Genomic DNA, 12,860 nt, shown 5'->3' on the forward strand with positions numbered 1-12,860 from the left:
GCCGCGCCCCGTGCCGCCACCCGCGGCGAGGTCCGCCGCGCCGCCCGCCGCACCGCGCGCGGCGCGCCAGGGCGTTCCCGGCGTCGGGCGGATCGTCGCGGTGGCCAGCGGCAAGGGCGGGGTCGGCAAGTCGACGACGGCCGTCAACCTCGCGCTCGGGTTCCACGCGCTGGGGCTCCGCACCGGGCTCCTGGATGCCGACATCTACGGTCCCTCCGTTCCCCGGCTCCTCGGCCTGAAGGGGCGGCCGGAACTCGAGGGCGGGCGCGTGATGCGGCCGATGGAGGCCTATGGGCTGAAGGCGATGTCGATGGGGTTCCTCGTCGAGGAGGACACGCCGATGATCTGGCGCGGACCGATGGTCATGTCCGCGCTCAACCAGATGCTGCGAGAGGTCGCCTGGGGTGAACTCGACGTGCTGGTCGTCGACATGCCGCCCGGCACGGGCGATGCGCAGCTGACGATGGCCCAGCAGGTTCCGCTCGCCGGCGCGGTGATCGTCTCGACCCCGCAGGATCTGGCCCTCATCGATGCGCGCAAGGGGCTCGCGATGTTCCAAAAGGTCGAGGTGCCGGTGCTCGGCATCGTCGAGAACATGAGCTACTTCATCGCCCCCGATACGGGAAAGCGCTACGACATCTTCGGCCATGGCGGCGCACGCGCGGAAGCGGAACGGCTCGGCGTGCCGTTCCTCGGGGAAGTGCCGCTGGAGATGGCGATCCGCGAGGGGTCGGATGCGGGCGCGCCGGTGATGGCAGCGCAGCCGGACGGGCCGCACGCCCGCGTCTACGCCGCCATCGCCGAGCGAACGCTTGCGTCAATCGAGGCAGCGGGATCGGCCGCCGGCAAGGCACCGACTATTGTTTTTGAGTGAGAAACCAAAAAACACGCTTGCGTCAGGACCATGTCGTGGTCGAAATGTGCCCTTCCGACGGCAGTGCAGCCGTCCTAGGCACGTTCATGGGAGAACGCGTTTCATGGGTCTGACCAAGAAGCTCCTTGCGGCGACGGCGATCGTCCTCGCGCTCGGCACGGCCGCCTCGGCCAAAACCTTCGTCTATTGCTCGGAAGGGTCGCCCGAGGGCTTCGACCCCGGCCTCTACACGGCCGGCCAGACCTTCGACGCCTCGGCTCACCCGGTCTACAACCGTTTGGCCGAGTTCAAGAAGGGCACGACCGAGACCGAGCCGGGCCTCGCCGAGACCTGGGACGTCTCCGAGGACGGGCTGCAGTACACGTTCAAGCTGCGCCCGGGCGTCAAGTTCCATTCCAATGCGAACTTCACCCCGACGCGTGACATGAACGCCGACGACGTCGTGTTCTCGTTCGACCGTCAGGGCAACAAGGACAATCCCTGGAACCAGTACGTCGCCGGCGCCTCGTGGGAGTACTACACTTCCATGTCGATGCCCGACTTCGTGAAGTCGATCGAGAAGGTGGACGACCTGACCGTCCGCTTCACGCTGAACCAGCCCTATGCGCCGTTCATCGCCAACATCGCGATGCCCTTCGCCTCCATCGTGTCGAAGGAGTACGCCGACAAGCTCGCCGAAACCGGCCAACAGGCGCAGCTCAACCAGGCGCCGATCGGCACCGGGCCGTTCGAGTTCGTCGCCTATCAGCCCGACGCCGTGATCCGCTACAAGGCCTTCGCCGACTACTGGGGTGGCAAGCAGCCGATCGACGACCTCGTCTTCGCCATCACGAAGGACGCCGCCGTCCGCCAGCAGCGCCTCCTGGCCGGCGAGTGCCACCTCATGGCTTACCCGAACCCGGCCGACGTGCCGGCGCTCCAGCAGAACGCCGACCTGACAGTGTCCGAGCAGGAAGGCCTCAACATCGGCTACCTCGCCTGGAACACCACGCAGCCGCCCTTCGACAAGCCGGAGGTTCGTCGCGCGCTGAACATGGCGATCAACAAGGACGCCATCATCCAGGCCGTCTACCAGGGCGCCGGACAGAAGGCCGTTTCGCCGATCCCGCCGACCATGTGGAGCTACGACGCTTCGCTGAAGGACGATGCCTATGATCCGGAAGCGGCCAAGAAGGCGCTGGCGGATGCCGGCGTTTCCAACCTGTCGATGAAGATCTGGGCGATGCCGGTGGCCCGTCCCTACAACCCGAACGCCGCCCGCATGGCCGAGCTGATGCAGGCGGACCTCGCCAAGGTCGGCGTGACGGCCGAGATCGTCTCCTACGAGTGGGGCGAGTATCTGAAGCGTGCCGCCGATCCCAAGCACGACGGCGCCGTCCTCCTTGGTTGGACCGGCGACAACGGCGATCCCGACAACTTCCTCGCCACGCTCCTGAGCTGCGACGGCGTCGGCACCTCCAGTAACGCTGCCGCCTTCTGCAACGAGGAGTACGAGAAGGTCGTCCAGGAGGCCAAGCGCGTCTCCAGCCAGGAAGAGCGCGCCAAGCTCTACAAGCAGGCGCAGGAGATCTTCAAGCAGCAGGCGCCCTGGGCGACGATCGCGCATTCGGTGGTCTACGTTCCGATGCGCAAGAACGTCACCGGTTTCGTGCAGAGCCCGCTCGGCGACTACACGTTCGACGGCGTCGACATTACCGAGTAATTCAGACCATCATCGCAGGGAAGGGGAGCGGCGCCCGGCGCCGTTCCCCTTTTCGTTTGGCCGAAGCTGCTGTTTGACATAAACATTTCGGCTCGCGCCGCCGCCGGCGGCTTACGGACCTTCAGGGGCCCCACCCATGTTCCGCTTCATCCTGGCTCGCCTTGGCGTGCTTGTTCCGACATTCGTCGGCGTGGCGATCGTCGCCTTTTCCTTCATTCGCCTCCTGCCCGGGGACCCCGTCCTTCTGATGGCGGGCGAGCGCGGCATCAGCGCCGAGCGCCATGCGCAGCTGACGGCCGCGCTCGGCTACGACCAGCCGCTGCCGATCCAGTTCTGGCACTATCTCACCAGCCTCTTCAGCGGTGACTTCGGCACCTCGCTCGTGACGCGACGTCCGGTGCTGACCGAGTTCCTGACCCTGTTCCCGGCAACGGTCGAGCTGTCGATCTTCGCCATCCTGATCGCGGTCGCCCTCGGCGTTCCGGCCGGCGTCTTCGCCGCCGTCAAGCGCGGCTCCTGGGCGGACCAGACGATCATGGGAACGGCGCTCGTCGGCTACTCCATGCCGATCTTCTGGTGGGGTCTGCTCCTCATCATCTTCTTCTCAGGCACGCTCGGCTGGACGCCCGTCTCCGGGCGCATCTCGCTCCTCTACTTCTTCCCGCCCGTCACCGGCTTCATGACGATCGACGCGCTCTTGTCGGGGCAGGCCGGCGCGTTCAAGTCGGCGCTGAGCCACCTGATCCTCCCCGGCATCGTGCTCGCCACGATCCCGCTCGCCGTGATCGCACGGCAGACACGCTCGGCCATGCTCGAGGTGTTGAGCGAGGACTACGTTCGCACGGCCCGCGCCAAGGGCCTCAAGTCCAGCCGCGTCGTCGGCATCCACGCCCTGCGCAACGCGCTCATCCCCGTCATCACCACGATCGGCCTGCAGATCGGCGTGATGATGGCCGGCGCGATCCTGACGGAGACGATCTTCTCCTGGCCCGGGATCGGAAAGTGGATGGTGGATTCGGTCTTCCGCCGCGACTACCCCGTGGTCCAGGGCGGGCTTCTGCTCATCGCCATCGTCGTCATGGTGGTGAACCTCGTGGTCGATCTTCTCTACGGCCTGATCAACCCCCGCGTCCGGGCCTGATAGGAGAGCCGCGATGTCCCATATCCAAGCCCAAGAGGCCGAAGCCGGGGTCGGCGCGATCGTGCCCGACCGCATTCCCGAGGGTGGCCAGCGGCGGCGCATGCTGTCGGAGTTCTGGTACTACTTCTCCGTCAATCGCGGGGCCGTCGCCGGCCTCGTGGTCTTCGCACTGGTGGTGGTCGTGGCGATCCTCGCGCCCGTCATCGCCCCCTACGATCCGGTGGCGCAGAACCGCGAGGCGCTCCTCATGCCGCCCGTCTTCCTCGAAGGCGGCCAGTGGAGCTACCTCCTCGGCACCGACGCGGTCGGCCGCGATATCCTCTCCCGCCTGATCTACGGCGCCCGGTACTCGCTCTTCATCGGCACCTTCGTCGTCGTCCTGGCGGTGTCGACCGGTATCGTCATCGGTCTCGTCGCGGGCTACCTGCGGGGCTGGGTCGACACCGTCATCATGCGCGTGATGGACGTGATCCTCGCCTTCCCGTCGCTGCTTCTCGCGCTCGTGCTGGTGGCGGTGCTCGGACCCGGTCTCGTCAACGCGATGATCGCGATCGCCCTCGTGCTGCAGCCCCATTTCGTGCGCCTCACCCGCGCCTCGGTCATGGCCGAGAAGGAGCGCGAATACGTTACCGCCGCCCGTGTCGTGGGCGCGGGTCCGATCCGGCTGATGTTCAAGACGATCCTGCCGAACTGCCTCGGTCCGCTGATCGTCCAGGCGACCCTGTCCTTCTCCAACGCCATCCTCGATGCGGCGGCGCTCGGCTTCCTCGGCCTCGGCGCGCAGCCCCCGACGCCCGAATGGGGCACGATGCTGGCGGAAGCGCGCGAGTTCGTGCTGCGCGCGTGGTGGGTGGTGACCTTCCCGGGTCTCGCCATCCTCGTCACCGTGCTGGCGATCAACCTCATCGGTGACGGTCTGCGCGACGCGCTCGACCCGAAGATGCGCCGGAGCTGAGGCCGATGTCCCTTCTCGAAATCCGCAACCTCACGGTTTCCTTCGACACCGCTTCCGGCCCCTTCAAGGCGGTGGACGGCATCGACCTGCATGTCGACCAGCGGGAAGTGCTGGCAATCGTCGGCGAGTCCGGGTCCGGCAAGTCGGTCGGCATGCTGGCGACCATGGGTCTCCTGCCGAAGACCGCGACGGTGACCGCGGACAAGCTCACCTTCGAGGGCCGCGACCTTCTCACGCTGACCTCGCGCCAGCGACGCGAGATCGTCGGGCGCGACATCGCCATGATCTTCCAGGAGCCGATGGCGAGCCTCAACCCGTGCTTCACGGTAGGCTTCCAGCTCACCGAGACGCTGCGCTTCCATCTTGGCCTCGGCCGGGCGGAGCGCAAGCGGCGCGCCGTCGAGCTCCTCCAGTCGGTCGGCATCCCCGATCCCGAGGCGCGCATGTCGAGCTTTCCGCATCAGATGTCGGGCGGCCAGTGCCAGCGCGTGATGATCGCCATGGCGATCGCCTGCAATCCGAAGCTCCTGATCGCCGACGAGCCGACGACGGCGCTGGACGTGACCATCCAGAAGCAGATCCTCGACCTTCTGGTCGGGCTGCAGCGCGAGCACGGCATGGGCCTCATCATGATCACCCACGACATGGGCGTCGTGGCCGAGACGGCCCATCGCGTCGTCGTCCAGTACAAGGGCCGCAAGATGGAGGAGGCGGGCGTGCTCGAACTCTTCGAGAACCCGAAGAACCCCTACACCCGCGCGTTGCTTTCGGCTCTGCCGGAGAATGCGACGGGCGACCGTCTGCCGACCGTTGCCGACGCCCTCGCCCTGGAGACCGCGCGATGAGCCCCGTCCTCGAAGCGCGCGGGATCAAGCGCGACTACCTCGTGCCGCAAGGGATCTTTTCCGCGCCCAAGGCCGTGCATGCGGTCAAGGGCGTGTCCTTCTCCGTGGAGAAGGGCAAGACGCTGGCGATCGTTGGCGAATCCGGCTGCGGCAAGTCCACGTTGGCGCGCATCCTGACGCTGATCGACGAGCCGACGGCGGGCGAACTCTTCATCGACGGCCAGCCGATGCGCATCGAGAAGGGCGTGACCCGCGAGATGCGCCGCAAGGTGCAGATGGTGTTCCAGAACCCCTACGGCTCGCTCAATCCGCGCCAGAAGGTCGGCGACGTCCTGACCGAGCCGCTGGTGCTCAACACCGAGATGCCCGCCGGCGAGCGGCGCAGCCAAGCCATGGCGATGCTGGTGAAGGTCGGCCTCGGGCCGGAGCACTACAACCGCTATCCCCACATGTTCTCGGGTGGCCAGCGCCAGCGCATCGCGATCGCCCGTGCGCTGATGCTGAACCCGAGCCTTCTCGTGCTCGACGAGCCGGTCTCGGCGCTCGACCTGTCGGTTCAGGCGCAGATCCTCAATCTCCTCGCCGACCTGCAGGACGAACTCGGTCTCACCTACGTCTTCATCAGCCACGACCTGTCGGTGGTGCGCTACATCGCCGACACGGTGATGGTGATGTATTACGGCGAGGTGGTGGAGTACGGCACGCGCGACGAAGTGTTCGACGCGCCGTCCCACGAGTACACGCAGAAGCTGTTCGCCTCGACGCCGCGCGCCGATGTGGAGAGCATCCGCCGACGGGTCGCCGCGCGGGCCTGACGGTCAGACGAAGAGACTCCAGAGACGGTGGGCGTCGATCTTTCCGAGAAGGCGCCCGCGCTCGGCCACCACCACGTCGCCCCGTCGCAGCACCGGCAGCACGTCCGACAGGCGCGTGCCGGTCTGGACGAGACCGGCGAAGCCGGCGGCCTCGTCGGCCGGGGTGATCGGTGCCATCACGTCTTCCGCCAGGAGGAATCCGACCGGGTTGAGTTCCGACAGCAACGCCGCGACATGGCCCGTCGCCGGCTCGAGCACGAGGTCGCGGGGCGGACCGGCCTGAACCAGTCGGCCGTTGTCGAGAACCGCGATCCGGTCGCCGACGCGCAGCGCCTCGGCGGGATCGCACGTCGTCAGGATCACCGTCTTGCCCGTGCGCTCGCGCAGGCGTCGGAGCGAGGCGACGAGCGACGGGTCGCGCCAGGCGTCCGGGGTGTCGAGTGTTCCGTCGAACAGAGCCACGGGTTCGTTGCCGAGCGAGGCGACCAGAAGTTGGAGGTGCGAGCGCAGGCCGGGGCCGAGGTCCGCAACGCTCGCGCCGGCCGCGTCGCGCAGGCCGGCATTGGCGAGCTCCAGAACGGCACGGGGTGCCCGGTCGCGTCTGGAAACGCCATGATCGGCAAGCGCGGCCTCGACCACGGCGGCGACCGTGCGCCGCGAAGACAACCGAACGGGCGCGCGCCGGTCCGCCACGGTCTCCGCCGCATGCCGCTTTAAATGTTGGCGTGTCGCGGTCGCAAGTTCGAACGCGCCGCCCGCCGTCAGAAAGGACACCGATCCCCTTTGTATCGGGACAGCACCGGCGAGCGCGGCCAGCAAGCTCGACTTGCCCGACCCCGAACCCCCGAGGATCACGAGGATCTCGCCGGCATAGACGTCGAGATCGACGTCGATCAGCGCCACCGTGCCATCGCCCGCGACGCGAATCGCATGATGGCTGTCGCCGGCGTCGGCACGACGAAGGGCCGTGCCCGGCTGGCGGCCGTGAACCACGGCGAGGCGGCGGATGCTGATCTGCGGAGTCATGCGGCGGGCTTATGCGCCACCGTCAAAGCCTGCGCAAGCGCGAGGCGGGTGGGCCGGGGCCGCCGGTCGCGAAGATGAATTCGACGTCATGAACCCGTTGTAACTCGATCAAGGACGAGCATGGGAGCAGTCTCGCTCCTGGCGCACCAAGCCACGGACTGCCGGGCTCGCACCCCGACCCTCGGGCGACTTGGGATCGATGGCGCCGATCGAACCAGGAGTTAAGCCATGAAGTCCTCCCTCACTGCCGCCCTCGTCGTCTTCGGTTCCCTCGCCGCGGCATCCGCCGCGACGGCAGCCACGCCCGTCGTGCGGCATCCCGTCCACCGCGTCGTCGTGATGAGAGCCGAGCCGACACGCACCGTGCCGGTCAGGATCATCAGCGAGACGCCCAACAAGGATCCGGGCCTTCTCGGGGTCTTCCAGGCGACGGACGGCGTCATCTATTCGCCGGTGACGCACGATCCGCGCAGCCATGGTCTGCCGAACTACTGAACCGTCCAGCCCACCCGCCGGAAAGGCCGCACGATCCGTCGTGCGGCCTTCGTGTTTCCGGCGTAGTCTTGCCGCCGACACTTGCGGAGGGAATGCGATGGCCGAGGACATCCTGCTTTACACCAACCCGATGTCGCGCGGGCGGATCGCGCGCTGGATGCTGGAGGAGGTCGGCCAGCCCTATCGGGTCGAGGTGCTCGGCTACGGCACGTCGATGAAGTCCCCGGCCTATCTCGCTGTCAATCCGATGGGGAAGGTGCCCGCGATCGTCCATTGCGGCGCCGTGGTGACGGAAGCCGCCGCGATCTGCGCCTATCTCGCCGACGCCTTTCCCGAGGCCGGTCTCGTGCCCGAACCGGGCGCGGCGCGGGCGGACTACTTCCGCTGGATGTTCTTCGCGGCCGGCCCCCTCGAGGCCGCCGTCGTAAACCGCGCGCTCGGCGTCGACGTCAAGCCGGACCAGACGGCCTTCGTCGGATACGGCTCGTTCGGGCGCGTCATGGACGCATTGGAGGAGGCCCTGTCGCGCGGCGACTACATCGCCGGAGACCGCTTCAGCGCCGCCGACCTCTATGTCGGCTCCCATGTCGGCTTCGGCCTCCAGTTCGGGTCCTACGAGAAGCGGCCGGCCTTCGAGGCCTATCACGCGCGCCTGAGCGAGCGACCAGCCTTCCGACGCGCGGCGGAAGCCGACGACCGGCTGATCGCCGAGGCCAAGGCGCGAGGAGCCTGAGCGGCGCCCCGCAAGTGCAAACCACTGGCAAATAGGGGGGCGGAGCACTTTTCCGTTGCGGCGAAAAAGGCCTTCGGCTACCCATGCCGCATGAACCACGCACGCAACCTCACGAACTGGTGGCAGGCCCGCTTCTAGCGGCTTTGCGAACCCGTGCGCGTTCGATCGACAAAGGCCGCTCCGGACCCCCGGCGGCCTTTTCCTTTTGAGGGGCCCCGGGGCCGGCGCTCAAGATGGAGTGGATGGCATGACCCTCGAAACCGCAAGCGACCACGCGCATGTCTACCTGACGGAGGGCGGCGTGGAGATCACGCGGCGTCGCCGCGACGTCGCCTATGCCGGTGCCATCGAGCCGTTCGTGGATCGCCTCGACACCCGGCGCGGCGCGGTCTTCTCGTCGAACTACGAGTATCCCGGCCGCTACACCCGATGGGATACGGCCATCGTCGATCCGCCTCTCGTGGTCACGTCGTCGGGCCGGGCAGTCGTGGTGGAGGCGCTGAACGACCGCGGACGCGTGCTGCTCGGCTTCGTCGCCGAGGCGCTGGACGGGCACGAGGACATCGCCTCCGCCACCCGCACCGACGATCGGCTCGACATCACCATCGCCCTGCCGTCGCGCGCCTTCACTGAAGAAGAGCGCTCGCGCATGCCGACCGTCTTCTCGGTGCTGCGCACGATCGTCGCGCTGTTCAAGTCCGACGAGGATTCCGATCTCGGCCTCTACGGCGCCTTCGGCTACGACCTCGCCTTCCAGTTCGATCGTGTCGAGGAAACGCTGGCGCGTGGCGCCGACCGGCGCGACATCGTGCTCTACCTGCCGGACGAGATCCTGATGGTGGATCACTACGCGGCCAAGGCTTATGTCGAGGAGTATCAGTTCGCCAGGGACGGTCGGTCCACGGAGGGGCTGGCCGGCGGCGGCGCGGATGCGCCTTTCCAGCGGTCCGAGACGGTGCCGCCGCGCGGCGACCACAAGCCCGGCGAATACGCTGCCCTCGTGCGCCGTGCCAAGGAGAAGTTCATGCGAGGCGACCTCTTCGAGGTCGTGCCGGGCCAGACCTTCTACGAGCGCGTCGAGCACAAGCCGTCCGAGGTTTCGCGCCGGCTGAAGGGCATCAACCCGTCGCCCTATTCCTTCTTCATCAATCTCGGCTCCAACGAGTTCCTGATCGGCGCTTCGCCGGAGATGTTCATCCGCGTCTCCGGCCGCCGGGTCGAGACCTGCCCGATTTCCGGTACCATCCGGCGCGGCGAGGACGCGATCTCGGATTCCGAGCAGATCCTCAAGCTTCTCAATTCCAAGAAGGACGAGTCCGAGCTGACCATGTGCTCGGACGTTGACCGCAACGACAAGAGCCGCGTCTGCGAGCCGGGCTCGGTGCGCGTCATCGGCCGTCGCCAGATCGAGATGTATTCGCGCCTGATCCACACGGTGGACCACATCGAGGGTCGGCTGCGCGAGGGCATGGACGCGATGGACGCGTTCCTGTCCCACGCCTGGGCGGTGACGGTGACCGGCGCGCCCAAGCTCTGGGCCATGCGCTTCATCGAGCAGAACGAGAAGAGCCCGCGCGCCTGGTACGGCGGGGCCGTCGGCATGATGCACTTCAACGGCGACATGAACACCGGCCTGACACTGCGCACCATTCGCTTGAAGGACGGGGTCGCCGAGGTTCGTGCCGGCGCGACGCTTCTCTACGATTCCAATCCGGAGGAGGAGGAGGCCGAGACCGAGCTCAAGGCGTCGGCGATGATCGCCGCCATCCGCGAGGCCGGCAAGCCGAATGCCGGCGGTGCGGCGGCCGAGCGCGCCAAGGTCGGGCAGGGCGTGCGCATCCTGCTCGTCGATCACGAGGACTCCTTCGTCCATACCCTCGCCAACTACTTCCGCCAGACCGGCGCGGACGTCACCACCGTGCGCACGCCCGTGCCGGAGGAGATCTTCGACCGCGTCGCGCCCGATCTCGTGGTGCTGTCGCCCGGTCCCGGCAAGCCGGACGACTTCGACTGCCGCGGCACGATCGTCGAAGCGCGCAAGCGCGGGATGCCGATCTTCGGCGTCTGCCTCGGGCTCCAGGCGCTGGCCGAAGCCTATGGCGGCACGCTGCGCACGCTGCACGTTCCCGTCCACGGAAAGCCGTCGCGTGTGCGCGTCTCCACCCCCGGCGTCATCTTCTCCGGCCTACCGAACGAGGTGACCGTCGGGCGCTACCACTCGATCTTCGCCGATCCCGTGCGCCTGCCGCGCGAGTTCGAGGTAACGGCGGAAACCGAGGACGGCATCGTGATGGCGTTCGAGCACCGTCACGAGCCCGTGGCGGCCGTTCAGTTCCACCCCGAAAGCATCATGAGCCTCGGCTCGGAGGCCGGCATGCGCATGATCGAGAACGTCGTGGCGCACCTGCCGCGCCGCGCGAAGGTGAAGGCGGCCTGATGACGGCATCGACGATGACGATTGCCGACGATTCCGGCCGCCTGGTGAAGCGCACGGCGGTGATGACCGTTGCCGTCGCCTGTCTCGTGCTCGGCATCAAGTATGCCGCCTACGTGGTCACCGGCTCGGTGGCGCTGTTCTCGGACGCGCTGGAATCGATCGTCAACGTGGTCGCCGGCCTGATCGCCCTCTGGGCGGTCAGCGTCAGCTACAAGCCAGCCGACGTCGACCACCCCTACGGGCACACCAAGGCCGAGTATTTCTCGGCCGTGGTGGAAGGCGTCCTCATCGTGGTCGCCGCGCTCCTCATCCTGCGCGAGGCCTACGGCGCCTATCTCGCCCCGCGCGACATCGAGGCACCGATGCTCGGGATCGCGATCAACGGCGTGGCGACCGTGATCAATCTCGGCTGGGCGCTGCACCTCATCCGCGAGGGGCGCAAGCACCGCTCACCTGCGCTCGACGCCGACGGCCGTCACATCATGGCCGACGTCGTGACCTCGGTCGGCGTTCTCGCGGGCCTGGCTGTCGCCAGCGTCACCGGCTGGACGATCCTCGATCCGGCACTTGCCGCCCTCGTCGCGCTCAACATCCTGCGCGAGGGCTGGAAGGTCGTGGCCAGTTCCCTTTCCGGTTTGATGGACCAGGCCCTGGAGCCGGCTGATGACACGCGCGCGCGAGAGATCATCTCGGCTTCCGCGCAAGGGGCGATCGAGGTCCACGACGTGCGCACCCGCATCGCCGGCCGCGCCGTCTTCATCGAGTTCCACATGGTGGTGCCGAGCGATATGCGGGTCGTCGATGCGCACACGATCTGCGACCGCATCGAGGACGCGCTTCAGGCGGCCTTTGCCGGCGCGCGGGTGCTGATCCACGTCGAGCCGGAGGAGGAGGCGAAGCAGGTCGGCGTGCCGGTCCTCTGAACCCGAGCGGCCGGTCGGCGCTGCGCATCACGCCGCGTCAACCTGTTGGGCGGCAAAAAGGCAGGTTCACTTACTTTAACGACGCACTGTTCAACATTGGCTGCTCGAAACGCGGGCTGTCAGTGCCTAAATGGGATGCATCGGACGACACATACAAAAACCTCTGCCTCCTCCCAATTTGCAGAGACGATGTGCTGGCGCGCCGAATATTTCATAAGGACAAGAACAATGAAGATTTCCGTCTTTGCTTCGGCCGTTGCGGTATCGCTTGCCGCTCTTACCGGCGCGGCTTCTGCTTCCGGCCTGGTTCCGGGCTCCGATACTTCCGATCGTGCGGCCGACAGCATCGCCGTCAACAGCGTGATCCGTGGCGAGACCGCCGCTGCCCCCAGCGCGACCGTCACCGAGACCCGCTCCTTCGGCTACCCGGCCGCCACGGGCGAGGCCGTGAACCTCGTCCCCGGTTCGCGCTTCGAGACGCACGCCGCCGACTCGAACGCCGTGAACTCGGTGATCCGCGGCAACTATGGCGGTGGCTACACGGCCGGCGCGCCGACGGTGGTCCGCATCGTCCCGGGCTCCGACTCGTTCTGATCGCACGGCGAGGCGGCTCCGACCGCCTCTTCCTCGAAGGCCCGATCCGCAAGGACCGGGCCTTTTTCGTTTCTGGTGCTTATGGGACTTGCCTTCCCGCGCGGCGCAGGCCATCCTTCTCTCAGATGATCGAAGCACACGCCCCTTTCGGCCCCATGGCCCCGACGCCCGCGCGCTCGCGCGGCGCCGACGCGCGTCTGCTTCTCCGCTCGCTTCTTCTCGTCCTTAGCGGCGATCGTCGGGCCCGTTGATCGAAGGGGCGCCCGGCGGTCGAGCCGGCGCGCGACACCCTCGGCAGCGTCCAGTCTCTTCGGCTTTAC

General features: G+C 67.4%; 12 protein-coding genes. 11 read left to right on the forward strand and 1 reads right to left on the reverse strand.

All coding sequences use genetic code 11. From position 1 onward, the window contains the following. The 6 genes from AUL34_RS04280 to AUL34_RS04305 form a co-directional block, all read left to right on the forward strand. The coding region (locus AUL34_RS04280; RefSeq protein ID WP_061931568.1) for an Mrp/NBP35 family ATP-binding protein at positions 1-874 on the forward strand (874 nt) is incomplete at its 5' end. A gap of 103 nt (positions 875-977) precedes the next feature. Further along, positions 978-2,576, forward strand: coding sequence for an ABC transporter substrate-binding protein (locus AUL34_RS04285; RefSeq protein ID WP_061931570.1), 1,599 nt, complete (start codon positions 978-980; stop codon positions 2,574-2,576). A gap of 136 nt (positions 2,577-2,712) precedes the next feature. Then, on the forward strand, positions 2,713-3,717 hold the full coding sequence (locus AUL34_RS04290; protein ID WP_061931572.1) for an ABC transporter permease subunit: 1,005 nt from the start codon (positions 2,713-2,715) through the stop codon (positions 3,715-3,717). A 100-nt stretch (positions 3,718-3,817) separates the two neighbouring features. Next, a complete protein-coding gene (locus AUL34_RS04295) occupies positions 3,818-4,672 on the forward strand; it encodes an ABC transporter permease subunit (protein WP_244492441.1) in 855 nt (284 codons plus the stop codon). 5 nt (positions 4,673-4,677) lie between these two features. Beyond that, entirely contained in the window at positions 4,678-5,517 is an 840-nt protein-coding gene (locus tag AUL34_RS04300) for an ABC transporter ATP-binding protein (protein WP_082653151.1), read from the forward strand. After that, positions 5,514-6,332, forward strand: coding sequence for a dipeptide ABC transporter ATP-binding protein (locus tag AUL34_RS04305; protein ID WP_061931576.1), 819 nt, complete (start codon positions 5,514-5,516; stop codon positions 6,330-6,332). The genes AUL34_RS04300 and AUL34_RS04305 overlap by 4 nt, the downstream gene beginning before the upstream one ends. Positions 6,333-6,335: 3 nt before the next feature. Here AUL34_RS04305 and AUL34_RS04310 read toward each other — a convergent pair whose 3' ends face one another. Continuing rightward, positions 6,336-7,358, reverse strand: coding sequence for an ATP-binding cassette domain-containing protein (locus AUL34_RS04310; RefSeq protein ID WP_061931577.1), 1,023 nt, complete (start codon positions 7,356-7,358; stop codon positions 6,336-6,338). Positions 7,359-7,586: 228 nt separating this feature from the next. Between AUL34_RS04310 and AUL34_RS04315 the strand changes: the two genes are divergently transcribed. From AUL34_RS04315 to AUL34_RS04335, 5 genes are all read left to right on the forward strand, one after another. Next, on the forward strand, positions 7,587-7,853 hold the full coding sequence (locus AUL34_RS04315; RefSeq protein ID WP_061931579.1) for a hypothetical protein: 267 nt from the start codon (positions 7,587-7,589) through the stop codon (positions 7,851-7,853). 97 nt (positions 7,854-7,950) lie between these two features. Beyond that, positions 7,951-8,586: a glutathione S-transferase family protein gene (locus AUL34_RS04320; RefSeq protein ID WP_061931581.1), complete on the forward strand. Its 636-nt coding sequence runs from the start codon at positions 7,951-7,953 to the stop codon at positions 8,584-8,586. A 247-nt stretch (positions 8,587-8,833) separates the two neighbouring features. After that, the gene (locus AUL34_RS04325) at positions 8,834-11,023 is read left to right on the forward strand and encodes an anthranilate synthase (protein ID WP_061931583.1); all 2,190 of its coding nucleotides are present in this window, start codon (positions 8,834-8,836) and stop codon (positions 11,021-11,023) included. Beyond that, entirely contained in the window at positions 11,023-11,946 is a 924-nt protein-coding gene (locus tag AUL34_RS04330) for a cation diffusion facilitator family transporter (RefSeq protein ID WP_061931585.1), read from the forward strand. The genes AUL34_RS04325 and AUL34_RS04330 overlap by 1 nt, the downstream gene beginning before the upstream one ends. 228 nt (positions 11,947-12,174) lie before the next feature. Beyond that, a complete protein-coding gene (locus tag AUL34_RS04335) occupies positions 12,175-12,540 on the forward strand; it encodes a hypothetical protein (protein WP_061931587.1) in 366 nt (121 codons plus the stop codon). Positions 12,541-12,860: the final 320 nt, after the last annotated feature.

It is taken from the genome of Aureimonas sp. AU22, from assembly GCF_001463745.1.
GTDB lineage: Bacteria > Pseudomonadota > Alphaproteobacteria > Rhizobiales > Rhizobiaceae > Aureimonas.

What these genes read in the sequence shown, in the direction of transcription:
- AUL34_RS04325 (WP_061931583.1), top strand. Translation starts at nt 8,834, where the DNA reads ATGACCCTCGAAACCGCAAGCGACCACGCGCATGTCTACCTGACGGAG.
- AUL34_RS04305 (WP_061931576.1), top strand. Translation starts at nt 5,514, where the DNA reads ATGAGCCCCGTCCTCGAAGCGCGCGGGATCAAGCGCGACTACCTCGTG.
- AUL34_RS04315 (WP_061931579.1), top strand. Translation starts at nt 7,587, where the DNA reads ATGAAGTCCTCCCTCACTGCCGCCCTCGTCGTCTTCGGTTCCCTCGCC.
- AUL34_RS04300 (WP_082653151.1), top strand. Translation starts at nt 4,678, where the DNA reads ATGTCCCTTCTCGAAATCCGCAACCTCACGGTTTCCTTCGACACCGCT.
- AUL34_RS04290 (WP_061931572.1), top strand. Translation starts at nt 2,713, where the DNA reads ATGTTCCGCTTCATCCTGGCTCGCCTTGGCGTGCTTGTTCCGACATTC.
- AUL34_RS04335 (WP_061931587.1), top strand. Translation starts at nt 12,175, where the DNA reads ATGAAGATTTCCGTCTTTGCTTCGGCCGTTGCGGTATCGCTTGCCGCT.
- AUL34_RS04310 (WP_061931577.1), bottom strand. Translation starts at nt 7,358, where the DNA reads ATGACTCCGCAGATCAGCATCCGCCGCCTCGCCGTGGTTCACGGCCGC.
- AUL34_RS04330 (WP_061931585.1), top strand. Translation starts at nt 11,023, where the DNA reads ATGACGGCATCGACGATGACGATTGCCGACGATTCCGGCCGCCTGGTG.
- AUL34_RS04320 (WP_061931581.1), top strand. Translation starts at nt 7,951, where the DNA reads ATGGCCGAGGACATCCTGCTTTACACCAACCCGATGTCGCGCGGGCGG.
- AUL34_RS04295 (WP_244492441.1), top strand. Translation starts at nt 3,818, where the DNA reads ATGCTGTCGGAGTTCTGGTACTACTTCTCCGTCAATCGCGGGGCCGTC.
- AUL34_RS04285 (WP_061931570.1), top strand. Translation starts at nt 978, where the DNA reads ATGGGTCTGACCAAGAAGCTCCTTGCGGCGACGGCGATCGTCCTCGCG.